General features: G+C 45.6%; 11 protein-coding genes and 1 pseudogene. 9 read left to right on the forward strand and 3 right to left on the reverse strand.

Annotated elements, in window-relative coordinates; all coding sequences use genetic code 11:
- The first annotated feature begins 11 nt into the window (after positions 1-11).
- Genes NSQ20_RS05085 through NSQ20_RS05110 form a run of 6 tightly spaced genes read left to right on the forward strand, consistent with a single transcriptional unit; the run spans position 12 to position 9,291 of the window.
- Complete coding sequence (locus NSQ20_RS05085; protein ID WP_340032000.1) at positions 12-1,427, forward strand: MFS transporter; 1,416 nt, start codon at positions 12-14, stop codon at positions 1,425-1,427.
- Positions 1,405-3,192, forward strand: coding sequence for an IucA/IucC family protein (locus NSQ20_RS05090; protein ID WP_340032993.1), 1,788 nt, complete (start codon positions 1,405-1,407; stop codon positions 3,190-3,192). Before NSQ20_RS05085 ends, NSQ20_RS05090 begins: the two co-directional genes overlap by 23 nt.
- Positions 3,167-5,170, forward strand: coding sequence for an IucA/IucC family protein (locus NSQ20_RS05095; protein WP_340032001.1), 2,004 nt, complete (start codon positions 3,167-3,169; stop codon positions 5,168-5,170). The genes NSQ20_RS05090 and NSQ20_RS05095 overlap by 26 nt, the downstream gene beginning before the upstream one ends.
- Positions 5,167-5,943 carry an aldolase/citrate lyase family protein gene (locus NSQ20_RS05100; protein WP_340032002.1) on the forward strand — a complete coding sequence of 259 codons (777 nt, stop codon included), beginning with the start codon at positions 5,167-5,169 and terminating at the stop codon, positions 5,941-5,943. Before NSQ20_RS05095 ends, NSQ20_RS05100 begins: the two co-directional genes overlap by 4 nt.
- A complete protein-coding gene (locus NSQ20_RS05105; protein ID WP_340032003.1) occupies positions 5,940-7,361 on the forward strand; it encodes a type III PLP-dependent enzyme in 1,422 nt (473 codons plus the stop codon). The genes NSQ20_RS05100 and NSQ20_RS05105 overlap by 4 nt, the downstream gene beginning before the upstream one ends.
- The gene (locus tag NSQ20_RS05110) at positions 7,321-9,291 is read left to right on the forward strand and encodes an IucA/IucC family protein (RefSeq protein WP_340032004.1); all 1,971 of its coding nucleotides are present in this window, start codon (positions 7,321-7,323) and stop codon (positions 9,289-9,291) included. The genes NSQ20_RS05105 and NSQ20_RS05110 overlap by 41 nt, the downstream gene beginning before the upstream one ends.
- Before the next feature lie 126 nt (positions 9,292-9,417).
- Here the strand turns inward: NSQ20_RS05110 and NSQ20_RS05115 are convergent.
- Positions 9,418-10,976: pseudogene (locus NSQ20_RS05115) on the reverse strand (IS1182 family transposase).
- A gap of 263 nt (positions 10,977-11,239) precedes the next feature.
- Here NSQ20_RS05115 and NSQ20_RS05120 point away from each other — a divergent pair.
- Together NSQ20_RS05120 and NSQ20_RS05125 are read left to right on the forward strand one after the other, a co-directional pair.
- Positions 11,240-12,247 carry a restriction endonuclease gene (locus NSQ20_RS05120; protein WP_101314654.1) on the forward strand — a complete coding sequence of 336 codons (1,008 nt, stop codon included), beginning with the start codon at positions 11,240-11,242 and terminating at the stop codon, positions 12,245-12,247.
- 39 nt (positions 12,248-12,286) lie between these two features.
- Positions 12,287-14,149, forward strand: a complete 1,863-nt coding sequence (locus tag NSQ20_RS05125) for a TIR domain-containing protein (protein WP_340032005.1) — start codon at positions 12,287-12,289, stop codon at positions 14,147-14,149.
- A 40-nt stretch (positions 14,150-14,189) separates the two neighbouring features.
- Here NSQ20_RS05125 and NSQ20_RS05130 read toward each other — a convergent pair whose 3' ends face one another.
- Together NSQ20_RS05130 and NSQ20_RS05135 are read right to left on the reverse strand one after the other, a co-directional pair.
- A complete protein-coding gene (locus tag NSQ20_RS05130) occupies positions 14,190-14,735 on the reverse strand; it encodes a TIR domain-containing protein (RefSeq protein WP_340032006.1) in 546 nt (181 codons plus the stop codon).
- Between the two features lie 18 nt (positions 14,736-14,753).
- A complete protein-coding gene (locus NSQ20_RS05135) occupies positions 14,754-16,148 on the reverse strand; it encodes a hypothetical protein (protein ID WP_340032007.1) in 1,395 nt (464 codons plus the stop codon).
- 353 nt (positions 16,149-16,501) lie between these two features.
- Between NSQ20_RS05135 and NSQ20_RS05140 the strand changes: the two genes are divergently transcribed.
- A complete protein-coding gene (locus NSQ20_RS05140; protein ID WP_340032008.1) occupies positions 16,502-19,981 on the forward strand; it encodes a glycoside hydrolase family 2 TIM barrel-domain containing protein in 3,480 nt (1,159 codons plus the stop codon).
- Positions 19,982-20,059 lie beyond the last annotated feature (78 nt).

The following is a 20,059-nucleotide window of genomic DNA, read 5'->3' on the forward strand; positions in this document are numbered from 1 at the left end:
AGCTTTCCCTGATGAAGAGGCATGCAGTATTACTCGCGATTCTGATCGGTGCTTTTTCGCTGGTACTGACCAACAGTGCATTTAACCTGCTGCTGCCTTATTTTGTGCAATATTATCAGATCTCTACGACAGCAGGCGGATGGATCATTGCCTTGTACATGCTGGCTATGACGTTAACGATGCCGCTGGCTTCCCTGATTGTGGACCGACTAGGGCGTAAGCAGACGTATATGTTGGGCATCAGTATCTATGGACTGTTCTCGGTAGCAGGTGCGTTGTTTTATCACTCTATTGAAGTACTCTTGCTGGTTCGTTTCATGCATGGCGTTGCCGCGGGGCTGATGATTCCGTTATCACTTGTGCTGTTGTTTGATGTATACGGACCGGAGGTACGAGGGCGAATTACCGGAGCGTGGGGCTTGCTGCTTATGCTCGCTCCGGCTGCCGGACCTACGCTGGGGGGCTTCATCATTCAGTATGGACGGCTTGAAATGCTGTTCTGGCTCAATGTGCCACTGGCTATATTCTCGTTGATCGGCTGCGGTCGAGTCATTCAGACCTATATCCCTGCCCGTAGGAAAAAATGGCATCCAACCAGTGTCATGATGCTGATCTGCGCTGTAGGTGCCCTTAGTCTGGGGGTACAGTTGTACGCAAGTCCTGTCGTGGAAGTATGGGTACCTTGGCTGCTGATTGCTCTCGGTGTGGTGCTGCTCATTCGTTTTGTTCAGACCGAGAACAGTCGCAAGGAACCATTGATCCGGTACCAGTTGCTGCGGCGTAATGCCATCTTTCCGCTGACTGTATTGATCTCGACCATTCAGGATTGTGTCATGTTTGGCGTAATCTTTGCATTGCCACTATTGTTCCAGGATGTCTTCCACCTGTCGCCTGCCTTATCTGGTGCGTTATTCATTCCCTTGTCGATCTGTACAAGTCTGTTCATGTGGATTGGCGGCAGCTTGCTGGATCGCGGTCGGTCCATACATTTTATCGCATGGGGGACGTTGCTGGTTTCGATATCGATCTTATCGTTTGCGGTTCTGCCCATGGGATCGTCAATATGGATCATCGGGATGCTCATGGCGTGCCGCGGAATTGGCGTTGGCCTGTCAGGCATGAGCATCTCTGCAATTGGTCTGCAAGCATTACCAGACGAAGACATGCACGAAGGGTCGGTGTTATCAACCACGATTGAGCGTCTGGCTTCTTCGTTTGCGGTGATGGGCTTGACCTTGTATTACGATCTGCGTTGGCAATGGCTTGCCGGGGCAGGAACGTCCATGGAGATGGCAAAATGGGGAGCACTCAAAGAGATCTGTATCGGACTTGGCTGCGCCATACTGCTTACACTTCCCCTGGTCTTACTTATAACCCGAAAGAAGGTTGGCATCATTGTTCGAGATGGAAAACAAGCTCCGGTCTGAAGCTGAGCAGCAGGCCCATGAACATTCGTGCAAACTGCTGCTGAACTGTTATATCCGTGAGCTTGCGCTAGAGAAGGAAAGCGATATTCGGATCAATCCGAACACGCTGACGTACGCTGTTAATTTTCAAGCCAGTAGGGTGAAGGTGACAGGACGCTTGTCTTATTACTCTGCCACAGGGGAGCATGAATACCTCAGCATGGAATCTGGCGGGGAAACGGTGCATTATGGCGACCTGGTCCGTTGGATCACATCTGAGCTAAGTGGAAATGGGGAACAGGGAGCGAGTTCGGATCAACATGGAATGAAGAAAAGTGTGATGGAAATGAAGCGTTCACTTGAGGTGGAGAATGTACATCCATGGGGTGAGAATACGAATCGGGTAGAGCTGGCGTATGCCAGAGATTTTGCACAAAAGGTAGATAACAGTGTCGGTAACCTCACGTTGTATATCGAACAAGCAGCCGGTCTCGACATCCACGACTATTGCACATCGGAACAGTCTTTGTTGTATGGTCATCCGTTTCACCCTTTCCCGAAGAATTCCAAAGGCTTCAGCGAGCAAGATGTTCAGAACTACAGTCCGGAGTTACGGACATCATTTCAACTCTGTTATATCGCCGTGAGGCCGGATGTCTACATGCAGGAATGGGTCGATGACGAGGCGGCAATGGATTTGCAAGACTTACTGTGGAGCCATGTGGAGCCTATTTTAAAAGAAAAGAGTGAAATGTATGGGCTGCTGCCTGTCCATCCATGGCAATACGCATACATATCACGATTGTCCGAGGTACAGTCCTATTTTCGAGATGAAAAATTAATCCTACTCGGTAGTGCGGGGCCTACCGTCTACCCAACCTCTTCAGTCCGTACGGTTTATGTTCCCGAATGGAACTGCAATATCAAGCTGTCACTGAACATGCAGATCACCAACATGATTCGCACTAACAGTGCTGAGCAGATGCGCAGAACACTGGATGCCTCCAAGTACGTCAGGCAGCATGACTGCTTCGGTGCTGAACCGAACACGCATATTGCGTATGAGACAGGCGTAGCGACTTGTGCTTTTGAAGATGAAGAGTTAACCAGTCTGTTTACGATAGCTTATCGACCCATTGAGTTTGATGTTGAGAATACGTATGTCTTATCCAGTCTGGTTGAAGCACCGCTTCCCGGGATGCGGTCGAGACTGATGGCGATGCTGGGTGGTGGACGTGACATTGCTGAGCGTTGGCTGGAACGTTATCTGAAATGTTCTCTGCTGCCGATTGTACGGGCGGCGGGAGAGAAAGGCATTCATTTTGAAGCTCATTTGCAGAATACCCTTGTGACCTTAAAGGATGGGTTGCCTGTTGAGTTTATCGTCCGCGATCTGGAAGGGGTCAGTGTGGATGAGGAACTTATAAGTGAGCAGGATCGTTCTGCGTCCGATTTATTATTTTATTCGCGAGAGAAAGCCTGGGCGCGGACATCGTACTATTTTATCGTCAATCATCTGGGGTCTCTGATTCATGCCATGGCGCGAGATGTGAACGTCCCCGAGGAGCATTTCTGGAAGCAAGTACGTGAGGTACTTGTGGAGGAACTGGAACGAACGGGCAATGAATATGTGCAACATCTGCTGACAACGGATGCATTTCTGGCCAAACAAAACTTGGTGAGTTGTGTAAGAGGGATTAGCCAGACCCCGGATTACGTGCCGGTGAGCAATGTAATGAAACGAATAGGGAGTGAAGTGCGTGGGAGTCGTGGGATACAGGGCTGAAGCAGGCGGCAGGACAGAAGCAGTCTACGTGGGTGTACAGGAACGGATCATGCGGCAGACACTGGAGGCAATGTGGTTCGAAGGCATTCTGGACAGTCATGTAAGTGGGAGCGAATGGCGAACCGAGGGACTTACATCTTCCGGTCATTCTGTGGCGTACACATGTGAAGCCGAACGGAAGTTTTCATTTGGCCGGGTGAAGGTGAAGAAGGGTTCGATCCAAAGAGAAGGCGTACCTTGCACCGATCTGGATCTGTTTTTGGAGGAAATCATGCTGAACGCGTTGAAGGGTGCAAATGTGACGGCTTTTATCCAGGAACTACTCGAAACGATGGCAAAGGACAGCCAGTGCCAAGCTATATTGCCCTTGAACATTCCGAATGAAGATCGGCATTATGATGCGCTTGAAAGTCACATGACCGACGGTCATCTGTACCATCCGAGTTATAAGTCGAGGTTGGGATTTTCTTTGAAAGACAATCTGGCCTATGGCCCTGAATTTAACTCGGAGGTTTCATTAGTCTGGGTTGCTGTGAAAAAAGAATTTGCTCAGACCGCTGTATCCGCGGGTTATAGCTCGGAAGAACTGGTGGGACAACATCTGACCGTAGAGGATATGCAGCGATTTCAACAGATCCTGCAACAACAAGGTCGAGGGGATATGAATGAGAAATCACAGGCGGGTGCAGACGGGTATCCAATCGATACAGAAGTTCGTGGGACCATTCGTGGAAGTGTTGGGAAGACCAATCATGAAACAGCTCATGGAAAGGACAGCGAAGCAGTCTGCGGCCCTGGAAGTGAAACAGGCAAGGTTAGAGAAATAGGTTCTGACGCAGGTGATCGATATGTGTTCATTCCGGTTCATCCATGGCAGTGGGAGCACCAGTTGGAATCGGTATATGCCCGTCAACTGATGGATGGGGACATCGTATATCTCGGTCCATCGTCTTCGCCTTATCGTGCGCAGCAGTCGATCCGTTCGCTGTCGAACAGAGTGAACCCGGAAGCCCCTTACATCAAGCTGGCCCTCAGCATTACCAATACGTCGAGCACCCGTATTCTGGCACAGCATACGACCCAGAACGCGCCATTGATCAGCGATTGGCTGAATGAACTTGTTCGTGAAGATGAGCTGTTGCAGCAGGCGCAGTTTGGCATTTTAAAAGAAATCATGGGATTGTCTTTCCGTTATGAGCAGTTGCCTGTAACTCAGTATGGACGAGCCTACGGTACACTCGGTGCCATCTGGCGGGAGAATGTTTCTGTTCACCTGAAGCAAGGTGAGACGGCGTGGCCGCTGAATGCGCTGATGTTGGTACAGCCGGATGGTGTTCCATTTATCCAGGATGCTGTAGAACGACATGGTGTGGAAAAGTGGAGCGGGGCCCTTGTTCGCACAGTTACACTGCCGATTATTCATTTGCTCTATGCACACGGGATTGCGCTGGAATCTCATGCTCAGAATATCATTTTGGTACTGGAAGATGATCTGCCGAAACGAATCATTATCAAGGATCTGCACGATGGTGTTCGCTACGTACCGGATCAATTGTTACACCCGGAACGGGCTCCGAAGCTGAACCCCGAGCCGGAAACTCACCGTAAATTCAATCGGTATTCCTTCATCTATGCCGGAGATGTGTCGGAAGTCCGCGATTATACGTATGACGCATTCTTCTTTATCTGTATGACAGATATTGCGTTGGCTTTGGAGAAGTTTGGATTGTCCGAAGAAGAGTTCTGGCAGCTGTGCGCAGGTGTTATTGTGGATTACCAGAAGAAGCACCCGGAGTATATGGAACGGTTCGTTGCATTTGACCTTTTTGCCGAAGATGCACTGATCGAAGAGATGACGAAGCGCCGTCTGTATGGGGATGGAGAGTTATATTTCCGCAAGGCGAGCAATCCGCTTAAGATATCAAAGGATGTACTTGAATCACAGAGGACACCCGAATTAAAGGGAATCGTCGAATGAGGATTAACACGCTGAAGGAAAAAATTGCACGCAAACAGCCCGTATACGGTCTTTTTGTATCGATCCCGCACCCGGTCATCATTGAGATGATCGGACATGCGGAATATGACTTTGTCATTATTGATCTGGAACATGCCGCAACATCCATGGAATCGGTGGAAGAGTTGATCAGGGCGGCAGAACTGGTCGGCCTTACCCCGTTGGTACGTATCTCGAAAGTGGAGCGAGCGGAGATTCTTAAGGTGCTGGATTGTGGCGCACAAGGCATCGTCATTCCGCATGTCGAGCAACTGGAGCAGGTGGAAGAAGCGGTTCGTCACGCCTACTACCATCCGGTTGGCACGCGGAGCTTGAATAGTGGTCGTCCCGGTGTATTCGGGAAATATCCGCTCACGGGATACATTGGGGAAGCGAACCAACAGGTGATGGTTGTACCCATGATCGAAAGTGTGGAGGGCGTGCGGCAAAGTACACAGATTCTGTCTCACCCTCAGGTGAGTTTTGTATTGGAAGGGGCAGCGGATCTGTCGCAATCCCTCGGTGTGCCATGGCAGACAGAGCACCCGGATGTGAGACGTGCACTGGATGAATTGCATGCTACTGCCCAGCAGTGCAAAGTACCTTATGCAACGGTCACCAGAGGTGTGGAGGATATGTCGCTTTGGGCTGAGCGGGGAGTACATATATACGTGCTTGGTGATGATCGGAATACGGCGTTTCGGGCCTTTGCCCAAAAACGGAATGACTACAGGAATGCGGGTGGGCAGATATGAAACCTAGTGTATGGCATGCGATTGATGAACTGCAACGCGGGATGGAAGAACCGGTGTGTGCGTACGTTTACGACCTGGCTGGCATTCAGGAGCAAGTACGTCAGATGTTGGGCAGCATGCCTGGGAACACAGAATTGTTCTACGCCATTAAGGCGAATCCTGATCCGCGGATCATTGAGGCTTTGCTTCCATTGGTGAAGGGCTTTGAAGTGGCTTCGATTGGAGAGCTACTTAAGGTTAGAGCGGTAAGTCGCGAGGTTCCGATTCTGTTTGGAGGTCCGGGTAAAAAGGAGAGCGAACTAATGCTAGCGATCGAGCATGGCGTGAGCTACATCCATGTGGAAAGTTTGCTGGAGCTGCGGCGGATCATTGCGATTGCGAAAGAAAGAGAGAAGGAGCATGGGCAGGCGCAGGTACAGGAGAACAGGCAGAAGCAAGAATGGGAGCAGAAACCGGAGCAGAGATATACGCAAGCATACGGCGAGGAACTGATGCAAGAGCAGAAGCAAAAACAGGATCAAGAAAATGAGCCGAAACACAAGCAACAACAGAAGCAAGCGCAGGAGGTGCGCATTCTTCTTCGAATCAATCTGCGAAGCAGTACGTTACCTCGGACGAAGATTGTTATGGGTGGTGGGCCGAGTCCTTTTGGAATCGATGAAGAGGCGGTGGAAGAAGCCATTGAACTCATTCGTGTGGAAGGCGCGGGTGTGGTTCGGTTAAGCGGGTTCCATTTTCACTCCTTGTCCAACAATATGGATGCCAGGCTGCATGCGGAGATGATCGAGCTGTATTTGCAAAAGGTGGAGCAGTGGCAGCAGCAGTATGATCTACCTGTGGAAGTGGTGAATGCAGGAGGTGGATTCGGTGTCACGTATGATGGCAGTCCCGGATTCAACTGGCCTTTATTCACATCGTTGCTAGAACAAAGTGAAGCCAGACAACGCCTTGCGTCACGTGGAGGCCAGCTGTATTTTGAATCGGGTCGACTTCTGGTGGCAGACCATGGATATTACGCGGCAGAGGTTACGGATATCAAAACCTCTCATGATCAGTATTTTGCCGTGTTAAGAGGAGGTACGCACCACAATCGTCTGCCTGCTTCATGGGGGCATAACCACCCGTTCCAGATTATGGAGACGGACCGTTGGAAGCATTCATTTGCCCGTCCAGAGGTAAGAGGTCGTCGAGTCCATATCGTAGGTGAGCTATGCACACCCAAGGATCGCATGCATTCTGATGCGGAGGTAGCACTGCTGCGCGTGGGAGATATTGTTTTGTTTGAAAAGTCTGGGGCTTATTGCTGGACCATCTCGCATCATGATTTTCTGGGGCATCCGCACCCGGCATTCCATTATCTAACGGAGGACAATAATCATGTCAACACTGATGAAACGTTCCAGTCTGCAAGCCGCTGAACGCCGGATTATGGCGGATCTGATGAATTCATTCTTGTCGGAGCAATTACTCCCACTGGAGGATCACCCATTCATTGATTTTACCGCATCACCTGCACCGTTCCGTCGATTGTACAAGGGATATGACAGCGAAGGTAGGAAAGACAAGGGAAGAACAGCATTAGCAATTTTAGATAATGGGATCGAGACTGGCATCAGGGTGGACGAGCTAGCGGAAACAAATGATTCCGACAAGACAAGTGAGGAAAAGGGCAGCGAGCATAATCAGAATGTAGCTTCTCGCTATAGATTGCACACTCAAGGGGTACTGTGTCTGGTTGAAGCAGGAGTAAGACAGGGGACTCAATGGGTTCAGGGTTCACCGATCTACGAGGAGAAAACTGATGGAAGCTGGGTTCTCCTTAATACTCCGGCAGAAGTTGGACGTGCGGTGTTACAGAGGGCTTTGTCGGATAAGGCCTATTCGCAGTCTGGGGTGGCGGAATTCCTGGTTAGTCTGGACATTGCTGTGGAGCAGTATGCTTTGGGCTGGGAACAAGTCCAGTATCTGTCCGCAAACGTCCCGGCTTCTGCGTATGAATGGTTTATTAAAGGTGAACGTGTTGCGGCATTGCGGGATCGTCCATTTCACCCATCGTCCAAAGCCAAGGTGGGATTCAACGCCGAAGATGTAACACGGTATGCAGCGGAATTCGGGAAGGCGATTTCGCTGCGCTGGGTGGCTATACGGCTGGATGCCGTGCAGCAAGGTTGCGAAGATGGATTGTCCATTTTGGACGTGTTAGACGATGTTCAGCGCGGAGAGGTGGAAGCCGAGTTTGCCCAGAAAGGAATTACGTTGCACGAATACCTGCCTATGCCTGTCCACCCGTGGCAATTGGAGCATGTAATTCTTCCCCGCTTCACTGGAGAGATCGAAGAAGGCAGCATTGTCGTATTGGAGGTAGAAGTGGGCGACGTACAGGCAACATCCTCTCTGCGCTCGATGGCTCCATCAACTGAATCCACCCTAATGCTCAAGCTACCGGTTAGTGTGCTGTCTCTGGGGGCTGCTCGTTATCTTCCGGTAGTCAAACTTCTGAATGGTCTTGCTGGAGAACGCATGTTAAGGCAGGCCGTTGCTTGTGACGAGACGTTGAAGGACAAGGTGTATATGTGTGAAGAGCAGAACTGGTGGGGCTTTATGCCAGAATCCATGGGACTGTTCGATGATCATCCACGCCATCTGGCTGCACAGATTCGTGTGTATCCCACTGAGTTGTTGGGTGAAGCCTACAAAGTCATTCCAATGGCCGCACTGGGTGTGAATCTGGAAGGGCATCATCTATTAAACGAGATTCTGGGGGATACCCTGAGCAGCACGGATGTTCTCGAGTTCTATACCAGCATAGCTACGACGTTTTATGATATCGTGATGCGTCTGTTCAAGGTGGGCGTTGTACCTGAGATTCATGGTCAGAACTGCTGTCTGGTGTTGAAGGATAATGAGGTAAAAGGTCTCTTGTTCCGCGATCATGATTCCGTGCGTTTGTATCAGCCTTATCTGGACAAGCATGGCATTGCAGACCCTGCCTATCACATTCGTCCAGGCTACTCGAACAGCCTGTATAACGAGACGATTCAGAAGCTGATCTTCTATGTGCAGTCTTTGGGGACGCAGGTGAATCTGGCTGCGATCATGGAGGCACTGAGCGAAGTGTATCACATCCCGGAAACGAAGTTATGGGAGATCACGGAGCAGGCTTGGAAGGAAGCGCTGCAGAAAGTGCAGCTTCCCGAATCTGACCGGGCCGCGCTCGCTCATGCGATATTCGAGAGCAAGGAGTGGCCCGTGAAGTTAGTTGTCCGTCCGCTGCTTGAAGCGGATGGGGTGCCTGGCGCGATGCCATCGGGCAAAGGCATAGGGTGGAACCCTTTTTACAAGGGGTAGAGGTTTAGGTGAGTTTAAAGGTGAATAAAACATATGCAAAGAAGTGGGGCTGTCTCAAAAGCCCTGAAAAGCGTATCGGCAAAAAGAAATAACACTCATAGGTTCAAAAAAGGACAAAGCAGAGGTTTATCCTGCTTTGTCCTTTTTGCGTTTTTCCGTCATTGCGGCTTTTTTAAGCAGATTGTGGGCAAGGCAAAGCCACCCGACCTCCAGGCTTACTTTTTGCAAGCCGCGAAGCAGGAATCTTCGGAATCCCCGGTTGTTTTTGATTTGTCCAAATACACTCTCTGGCTCCGTCATGCGCTGAACAGAAAGGGTGTATCCTTCCTCGCTGCGCAGTCGTTCCCTCATCTCGTTTTTTTGCCGCATATAGGTCAGACTGATCGCGATCTCCCGATTGCCTTTGGCTTTGGTGCATGTTGCTTTCAGAGGACATGTACTACAATCTTCACTTCGATAATGGCGGGTACGAATCGTGTAACCACTTTCCGTGACTGTCTCGCTTTCGTACCGAAAATGTAACGTCTTCCCAGCCGCGCAGGTCCATGTATCTTCCGATTCGTTATAGCTCCAGTTGTCCACCTTGCCAATCGCTTGCTTCCACGCCCTGGTTTTCTCCTTGTGATACGTCCCATATTTGACGATTGCCTGGATATTTTGCTCTTCGAAATAGCTGTAATTCTCTTCACTTCCATATCCTGCATCTGCAATGACGGTCTTCGGTCTTTTGCCGAGCGTTTCTTCAAAATGATCGAGATGGGGCTTCAGACATTTCGTGTCTGTGGGTCGCTGGTGCACCGTGTAACCCAAAATAAATTGGTTTTCCGTTCCAATCTGCACATTGTATCCGGGCTTCAATTGACCATTTCGCATATGATCTTCTTTCATTCGCATGAACGTTGCGTCCGGATCGGTTTTGCTATAGCTATTCCGCTCCCCTGCGGTTTGAATCTGGTGCTCATACTTTTGCAGCCGCGGTAGCAAGTCTTTGCGTAACTGGCGTACGGCTTTCTTTACGATTTTGTTTTTCGGTTTTTCTTGTAAAGATTCCTCCAGTTGCTCAACGGCTTTTTCCAGCTTTTCTGCCGTGAGTGCAGACGCTTCCCCGAGCTCAGGGAGGTCTGTACCCGCATGAAGCGCATCTTCTTCACTTTCGGCGGCTTCGATGGTTTGGAACAGGGTATGTACTTTTTCTTGCAGCTTGGCCTGGTACTTGACGACAGCTTTTTTCCAGACAAAGGTGTACCGATTCGCATTCGCCTCAAGCTTGGTTCCGTCCAGAAAGTAGTAATCCATGGACACGTATTGCTCCTGAACCAGCAGTTCCAGCACATGGGTAAACACCGTTTCCAGTACTTCTTTCATCCGCTCGGAACGGAAGCGATTGATGGTCCGAAAATCCGGTTGTTGCCGTCCGGCGAGCCACATGAACATGATATTTTCGCGAACAGTCTTGGCGATTTGCCGGGATGAATAGATGCGTTGGGTGTAGGCGTAGATGATGATTTTGGTGAGCATTTTGGGATGATAACTATGACGCCCCCGCCAGGATACGCCGAGTTGAAAACGGAATCGCTCAGGCGATTGATTGCGTCATTTACAACACGAACGAGGTGGTTTTCGGGGATAACTGTCTCCAAATCCATTGGCAAGAAAAGTTGATCCATGGTATATTGAATGTACAAAGAAACCGTCTCCTTTCAAATGGTGGGTCGCACTTCCATTTTACCAAGGAACGGTTTCTTTTTGTTTTACAATTTGGAAAACAGAGCTGTCCCTACCCATTTTTATGACTTATGGGACAGCCCCTTTTAGATTTGCTTAACAATAATCTTGCAGTTCGAAGTGTAATAAATTACTGAACTATATACAGTCTTCATGCAGGGAATGTCATTTCCATGCCGAAACTTTTAATTAAGTTAGAAATAAGCAAGTTATGGAGGAACTTATGAGTAAAAATAATTGGTTTATTAGAGCCGGAGAGAATGCATATCTCTTTGAAGAGTTCAAAGAAACACAGATGATAGCCATTGGTTGGAATGAAGTAGGTTCATTGGCACAAGTGAGACATATCGATGATGTGAAGAAGCGACTTCGTGACGAGTATCCCGACTATAAGGATGGCAAAGTAAATATAACAGCGGGTCAGTTAATCAGATTTGCTAATGAAATGAAAGTAGGAGATTTGGTTGTTACATATAATCCTCAAACACGCGAGTATCTGATTGGGGAAATTACTTCAGACTATGAATTTGGTGAAGGGGTTATTTCGGACAAAAATCACTATAGAAAGGTGTTGTGGAACGGGCTAGTTAATCGGGATGTTTTAACAGCGAACACACGTAATTCTCTAGGTTCGATAATGACTCTTTTTGCATTGCAAAATGAAACAGTGAAGGAACTGATCCATTTTTTGAAATCCAAAAGTGCTGAGTCTTTTGAATCACAACCGGAAGAAACTGAGAAAGAACAGGCAGAACTAGATACAATCAAGGAAGATGTAATTGAGAGAGCACATGAATTTATAAAGGACAAATTCAATCATTTAGATTGGGAAGAAATGCAGAGTCTGGTAGCTGGTGTCTTAAGAGGCATGGGATACAAAACAAGAATATCTGTAAAAGGACCTGATCGCGGAAGAGATATTATTGCATCTCCAGATGGTTTGGGGCTGCAACAGCCTAGAATTATGGTGGAAGTTAAACATAGGAAAAACGCGATGGGATCCAATGAGATTCGAAGTTTTATCGGAGGGTTAAGACCCGGTGATCAAGGAGTTTATGTTTCAACTGGGGGATTCACCAGAGAGGCTAAGTATGAAGCAGAACGTTCTAACATTCCAGTTTCTTTGGTAGATGCAGATCTTCTGGTAGAGCTGATTAATCAGCATTATGATGCATTTGATTCAGAGGCTAAATCATTAATGCCCCTAAAGAAGATATATTGGCCTTTATAATTTTTATTTTATAACAATAACAATCAAGGAGAAAATATAATGACTGTGTATTTTTTACACCCTACTCTTACTATAAATCAAAATTCGCAAGCTAGTGTTTTATTCAAAGAATGCTTAAAAGAGTTATTAGAACATATTAACGCTTCGCCTGTTCAAACATTAAGTTCTCTATCTTCTGTTAAATTATATCCAGATGATGCAATTGTTTTTTTTAATAATCAGGAGAGAACTTATAGTAAACAGATAGATAGTTTCTTTCATGACGCGTTGGAGGCAGAGTGTCAGGTTATTTCCATAGCTACTTCTAAAGAGACTCGTTATCCACCCTACATTTTTGAAAAAAAACAAGCTTTTGATTTTCTTGAAAACCTCAGGAATCGCTCATTAACTGAAGATAACATTCCTACTTTGGCATTATCATTAGCTAGGAAAATCATCACCAAACTGCAACCTACCTTAACAAAGGATAGGATGAATTTATTTATTAGTCATCGAAGAGTGGACGGAGAAGATATGGCTTCAAGAATCTGTAAACAATTACGGCAAAGTGCTGAGACTAGAGTTTTTCGGGATCTTATTGATATAAGTGTTGGAGAGAGTGCCCAGGAAGTAATTGAGAAACGTTTACTAGAATCGGATGCTGTCATTCTTATTGATACACCGGAGGCCTCGACATCTTGTTGGGTCCAGAAAGAAATTAAGATGGCATTGTCTATTAATATTCCTATCGTCTGGGTTCGTGTGGGAAGTGAATTGAATAGAGGGAGTTTTGAGGTTTTACCTTATGATACACCTCACTTTATTTATGAGAATATGGATCTTGTGAATGGTGAATTCACTCCGGAGGATATTGAAGCTTTTATCCATAGGGCGTTTAACTTATCTAGAGATCAGGCAATAGCTGTATTTGATCATTACAATGAACTTAAATCACTTGCCAGAATTCATAATTTACATATAGAAGAGATTGATCGGAAAAATATGTTCTTACGCATTCGAATACCTAGGGCGGCATCTAGATATGTCCAAAAACCAATCACGCATCTGGTTCAATTTTATGGAAGAAGACCGGAACCGAGGGACATTGAAAATATTAAGGAACTTATTAAGACAAATGATAATCCAACCATAAACACTTTTTACGATTCAGCCTTACTAGTGGCTCCGATTCTAGGGTATGAAACAGCGCAAGTGCTTGATAATGAAGATAGTTTTGTGGATTCTTTTGATGAATTTCTAAACTATATTGAAAGTTGCAATACAATTGGTATTGGGAAAGACTTGAATAAATTCATGGTGATCTCAGGTGCCTTTCCAGATTGCGAGCCTGAATATCAACAACATTTGTTAACAGCAATCCACGCCATTGTTCAAACGTTACTGAGTAGAGGCATTGGAATTATTTTTGGAGGACATCCTACTTTTAGACACATCATTTTTAGTATTGCCGAGAGGCAGAGAATTGAAGATCCTAGAACTATGGTTAAGCTGTATCAATCAAGATGGTTTATCTCAAAAGAGATGGAGGAAGAATTCAGTAAACACTCCACTCTTCATGTTATTGAAGCTGAAAATAATCAAAATGCTAGTTTATTCAAAATGAGGAAAGAAATGATAGAAAATCCAGAAGCAGTTGGGATGATAGTGATAGGTGGGAAAACTGTAAAAAACAATCCTGAACCAGGTATAGATGAGGAAATCAATATTGCTGAAGAATCAAATATGCCTATATTTCTTATTGGTTCAGTGGGAGGAAGAAGTTCGGAAATTGCTTCTGAATATAAAAAGACAGGTTGGATTAGAAGTAACAATGAACTTACCAATGCAGAGAATGAAAAACTACTTGTGAGTCTAGACTATCGTGTACTTACGAAGATGATAATAAGTAATTTGAAGTTATAGCAGCAAAAAACACCCTTAGTGGGTGTTTTTTTAACTGCTTTTATAATGATGATCCAGATTCTTTCAATTTTTGTTCAAGTTGATCTGCAATTTGTTTTGGACTTAACTCCCTTGCATCCAAGTATGCAATGCTATCTGTAATACCAGGGACAGAAGTATCATCCAATATTATGGGAATTATACTGTTGTCGTGTTTTAGAAAATTACGTACTTGTATGCTTTGGAATTCGTGAAGAGTCCACTTCTTCTTCATATAATATTCAGAAATTACAACAACACAATAGCGAGATTTGTTGAAATACACTTCTGCTAAATGCGAATATAAATTGTTTCCTATAAGTTGACTAGATTGGTCATTGTCATAAAAAACTCGAATCTGAGCTTTTTCTAATAATTTAAAAAGCATCTCAACGAAAGACCTATCTTCACCAGCAAAAGATAAACCAATATCAAATTGGAAACTGTTTCTCTGATTAGTATCTTTTTTAGCAGAGGATGCGAGGTTCTCAATTGTAGATATAGTTCCAGCAATATTTGTTGCATGAACTTTACCGCCTGTAATAACTACACCATTATTATTTTTCAACTGTTTCTCCTCCTTTAACTAACTGCTTACAGCGTCTTTGAAGATTTGATTGATTTTCCCCATTTTCCCTGCTACATTCTGTGCATTCAGCGTGCCACCCGTCATCATGACACCATTATTAATAATAGTTTCTTGTCGTGCTTTAAACTCGCTTGTATCGACATTAACTTCATCTAAATATTGAATGATGCTCTGGAATAATCGCTGTTCAATTTTTTTGCGATACATCTCAACATCAGACTTTTGGAAGAAATTTTGTAGGTTATTCGCAGCTGCCATCTCACGTATACTTTTTTCGGCACCATAATTGAATAGTTGATTATCTTTAATCTGGCTTTTCACCTGATTAGTTTTGGATGAGGCATATAGATTTATGAGCCATGTAATGATATTGGCAGGTGATTTAACTATAGAAATAAAAGCGGGAATAATTGATTTAAACAAGGATTGAATGATAAATGCAGTTGGGATCCGCTTGTTTTGTTTATCGATTTCATAAAATTCTTTTTTTAGTGGATGCAGAAGATAGTTTTGGACTTCCAAATAAAGATTTTGTTCTGAACAACTAATTCTAAAAAATGTTGTGAATATAAAATTGCTCTCCCAACCTGTAACTTGTACAGATTTAAAAAAACGGATGTGGTCATCTTGCATAGCTTCAAAATCTTGTAAATCGATAGCATCTACTTTATTTTTTGGGATGCTCATCTCATCTTCTAAAAATCGTTTATCATTTCGGATTCTACTTCCATCAACATAGAGACCATTGTGTAATTTCATTGTTGATATGTTTAAATCTGTCATTTTACTGTCTATGTAGGTATATAAATCTGAACTGTTTAAGTGAATATACTCATCTTTATCTGTATTTCTAAGTTTTGTTTCAGCTGAGAAAGACCAGCCAGATATACGATTACCTGATCCAACAAAAGGTGAGTAATCTGCATAATATATTACGTTACTTTCTTTAACTTCTTCTAAAGCTTTTATTCGTTTCAACATGGCAGGACTTAAATTTGAATAATCATTATCCTCAATATTAAAGTTATCTTTGGACAATTTGTTCTTAACCAGCCACATGGAGTAGATTCTTTGAAATACTTGAATAGCATAAGAAAAAAATAATGGCCATAATAAAACAGATACAAATGCATACAAAATTCCTAACAGTCCAAATCTATCAATAGCGGACAGAAAGCACCACAGAATGGAAACCGAAATTATTCCATCACCAATTAAATCTCGGGATCTTGCTTGTAAACTGTGAGAGGCTATCCTTGTTAAATCTACTCCAAAACAGGGCGGAATAAACTTATAATTGTTATAGACAATTTGATCTAACAGGTCCCGTCTAAATTTACGGTCCAATTCTGCTGCTGCACACAAGTAACGCGTCAACCCTTTTTCTTCCATAAAACTATTGATACCTCCAGTATAAATATAATCGTGATAAAAGAACTATTATAATAATGATTCAAAAGTAATATATTGTCAATTGAATATGAGATTAAAGGCCTGTTTTTTGGATGAATACAGTATGACTTATTGATTTAAAGACATTTGATTTTGATTTTTAATGAATAATTCCATATGTTTTCAAATCTATATAAATTCTTAAAGAATTGACTTATATAAACGCATCAGATGGTATAATCGGGTTATGTGTTATAGTCATACTTGTGTATTACCGAAAAGGTTTTCGGAAAAAGAGACATCTACTGTTGTAACCGCAATCATAATTTACTTCAAGAAAGTGAGAAACTAACATGAATCAGAAGAGACTATTTAATGATGGATGGCAATTTGCGAAAAGCAAGCTGGATGTTACGGAACCTGCGGGTCTGGTGTATGAACCTGTGGAGCTTCCCCATGATTGGCTGATATATAATACGCTTGAACTGTATGAGGACAGCATTGGATGGTACCGCAAGACGTTCCATTACACGAAGGATGGGCAGCAGCTTTTGCTTTGTTTTGATGGCGTATACATGGACTCTTCGGTGTATGTGAACGGGCAGCTGGTTGGGGAGTGGAAGTATGGATATTCTGCTTTTGAACATGAGATCACGAATGCACTGGTGGAAGGCGACAATGAGATTGTGGTCAAAGTGGTGCATCAGAGCCCGAACAGCAGATGGTATTCCGGGGCCGGAATCTATCGCCATGTGTGGCTGAAGACGAGAGACCGCAACCATATTGTTACGGATGGAACGTATGTATCTATTCAGCAACAACCGGTTGGCTGGCAAGTGGAAGTGGATACGGAGTTGAACCTGGAACAGAATCAGCAAGCAGAACTGGTGCATACGATCTTGTATGAAGGTCAAGTGGTGGCATCCAGCCAAGCTAATGTTACGGCTTCGGTGGGTGAGAAAGCAGTTGTATCAGATAGCCAACAGATCATTGTGGAGAATCCAAACTTGTGGAGCCCAGATGCACCGCATCTGTATGAACTGGTGACGGAGCTGCGGTTGAACTCGAATGATCAGGAACAACGGACAGTTGAATCGGTGTCACAGCGCATTGGATTCCGGGATATCAAGCTGGATGCCAATGAAGGGTTCCACCTGAACGGAGTCAAGATGAAGCTGAACGGCGTGTGTGAACACCACGATCTTGGGGCGCTGGGAGCTGCTTTTAACCTAACGGCACTGCGCAGAAGATTCGTTTTGCTCAAAGAGATGGGCGTTAACGCCATCCGCACCGCGCATAATATGCCTGCCAAAGAGTTCATGGAACTCGCCGATGAGATGGGTATGCTGGTTGTGTCGGAAGCCTTTGATATGTGGGAACGTGCTAAAACCCCATACGACTATGCGAGATTTTTCCCAGAGTGGGTGCATACCGATGTGAAGAGTTGGGTGAAGCGCGACCGTAACCATGCCAGCTTGATGATGTGGAGTATTGGGAACGAAATTTACGATACCCACGCCGATGAACGTGGACAGGAAGTAACCCGAATGCTGATGGATTATGTGCTGGAATTTGATCCAAAAGGCAATGCAGGCGTAACGATTGGTTCGAACTACATGCCTTGGGAAAATGCACAAAAATGTGCGGACATCGTGAAGCTGGCAGGCTACAACTACGCGGAAAAATATTACGACAAACATCATGAAGAGCATCCGGACTGGATCATCTATGGTAGTGAGACTTCTTCCGTAGTACAGAGTCGTGGCATCTATCACTTCCCGTTCGAACAGCCGATTCTGGCAGATGATGACGAGCAGTGCTCGGCTTTGGGTAACAGTACGACGAGCTGGGGCGCGAAGTCGGCGGAATATTGCATTTTGGCAGAACGGGATACACCGTATTCGCTGGGTCAGTTCCTGTGGACCGGATTCGATTATATCGGAGAGCCGACACCATACCATACGAAGAATTCGTATTTTGGACAGTTGGATACAGCAACGTTCCCGAAAGACTCTTATTTCATTTACCAAGCGGCTTGGACGGATTATAAGAAAAGTCCGATGGTTCACCTGTTCCCTTACTGGGATTTCAGCCCGGGTCAGATTATTGATGTACGCGTGTGCAGCAACGCGCCGAAGATTGAGCTGCATCTCAACGGTAAAACCATTGGTACGTACGATATCGATCATGCCAATGGAACACAGCTGTCAGGCTGGTGGAAAGTGCCTTACGAAGAGGGCGAGCTGAAAGCGATCGCTTATGATGAGAACGGTCAGATCATTGCAACCGATGTGCAAAGATCCTATACGGATGCGAAGAAGATTCGTCTGCAAGCGGATCGGGAGCAGCTACAAGCGAATGGTACAGACCTCATTTTTGTAGAAATTGATGTGGAAGATGAAGCGGGTAATCCGGTGCACAATGCGAACAACCGCGTGCGAGTTCAGGTGACTGGTGCAGGACGATTACTGGGTCTGGATAACGGGGATAGCACGGACTATGATCCATACAAAGGGTTGAGCAGAAGACTGTTCAGCGGCAAACTGATGGCGATCATCGGAGCAACAAATGAACCTGGAACGGTCCGGATTGAAGTTTCTTCCGAAGGGTTGGAAGGGGCTACGGCTGAGTTCGAATCGCGGGTTGTGGATGCGGAACTTATTGATGAGAAACAAGTGCAACCTGTCTTCATGAACAATGAAGAACGTCCAGTGCTTACGGGGAATGCTCAGGAAATTCCTTTGCGGAAAATCGAGATCATCAGTACTGCAGGACAGTTGCTCGATCCGTCCAACCCGGAGTTAATTGTAACCGCCAAGCTGTATCCAGAGAACACTTCCTATCGCGACATCGAGTGGGCTGTTGTGAACGATGCAGGAATTGAATCCAACATTGCCAAGGTGGAAGCTGTTCAAGCAGAAGCGGGCGACAACGGTGAGCATCAACATGCGGTGAAGGTGTCGGCTATAGGTGACGGGGAGTTTAGACTTCGCGCAACCAGTACCAACGGTACGGATAAAACGAAACTCATCTCGCAGCTGGAGTTCAAGGCGGACGGTCTCGGCACAGCCTACAAAGATCCATACGGCTTCATCACGGGCGGACTGTACGATTACACCAAAGGTGAGGTTGGTAACGGCAATGAGCGCGGGGTAGCGACAAGTCGTGACGGAGAGACGCATGTAGGCTTCCGTAATATTGACTTCGGACCATACGGCTCCGATACGATTACCATTCCAATCTTTACGTTGTCCACTGAGGAGTACTTCATTCAGATCTGGGAAGGTATGCCGGATGAAGAGGGAAGCACGATGATTGCAGATGTGGTTTATGACAAAGAGTCCATTTGGAATGTGTACCAGGAAGAGACCTACCAATTGTCCAAACGCCTTAGCGGAATTACATCTATCTGTTTTGTACTGAAACAGAAGATTCATATTAAAGGATTTTCCTTCGAGCGTCAGAGTCGGGCCTTTGAACAGAATGCGGCTGCATCCTGTGATCATCTCTACGGAGATACGTTTAAAATTGAGGGTGACCGTGTTGAAGGTATCGGGAACAACGTGTCGCTGGAGTTTGAAAACATGGACTTTACGGCAGAAGGCACATCCAAGCTCGTGATTTACGGTCATTCACCAATTGATAAAAATACGATTCATATTCGCTTTGCAGGTGCGGACGGCCAGAGCAACCAGCTGGTTGAGTTCACGCAGTCGGGTGGATATGAGGAGCGGGTGTTTGAGCTTGAGCAGGTGAAAGGTGTGCAGAAAGTAAGCTTTATCTTCCTGCCAGGCAGTCAGTTTGACTTCGGCTGGTTCCGATTCGAGAAATAAATGTGATTGAAAATATAAAACCCCTTCAAGCAGGCATCGATTCATGGGAACGTGGATCTGAATCGCTTGCGTGAAGGG

This window comes from Paenibacillus sp. FSL K6-1122 (assembly GCF_037977015.1).
GTDB classification, from domain to species: domain Bacteria; phylum Bacillota; class Bacilli; order Paenibacillales; family Paenibacillaceae; genus Paenibacillus; species Paenibacillus amylolyticus.

Coding starts and splice junctions, on each gene's coding strand:
- NSQ20_RS05085 (WP_340032000.1), top strand. CDS start 12: ATGAAGAGGCATGCAGTATTACTCGCGATTCTGATCGGTGCTTTTTCG.
- NSQ20_RS05090 (WP_340032993.1), top strand. CDS start 1,405: ATGGAAAACAAGCTCCGGTCTGAAGCTGAGCAGCAGGCCCATGAACAT.
- NSQ20_RS05100 (WP_340032002.1), top strand. CDS start 5,167: ATGAGGATTAACACGCTGAAGGAAAAAATTGCACGCAAACAGCCCGTA.
- NSQ20_RS05105 (WP_340032003.1), top strand. CDS start 5,940: ATGAAACCTAGTGTATGGCATGCGATTGATGAACTGCAACGCGGGATG.
- NSQ20_RS05110 (WP_340032004.1), top strand. CDS start 7,321: ATGTCAACACTGATGAAACGTTCCAGTCTGCAAGCCGCTGAACGCCGG.
- NSQ20_RS05120 (WP_101314654.1), top strand. CDS start 11,240: ATGAGTAAAAATAATTGGTTTATTAGAGCCGGAGAGAATGCATATCTC.
- NSQ20_RS05125 (WP_340032005.1), top strand. CDS start 12,287: ATGACTGTGTATTTTTTACACCCTACTCTTACTATAAATCAAAATTCG.
- NSQ20_RS05135 (WP_340032007.1), bottom strand. CDS start 16,148: ATGGAAGAAAAAGGGTTGACGCGTTACTTGTGTGCAGCAGCAGAATTG.
- NSQ20_RS05140 (WP_340032008.1), top strand. CDS start 16,502: ATGAATCAGAAGAGACTATTTAATGATGGATGGCAATTTGCGAAAAGC.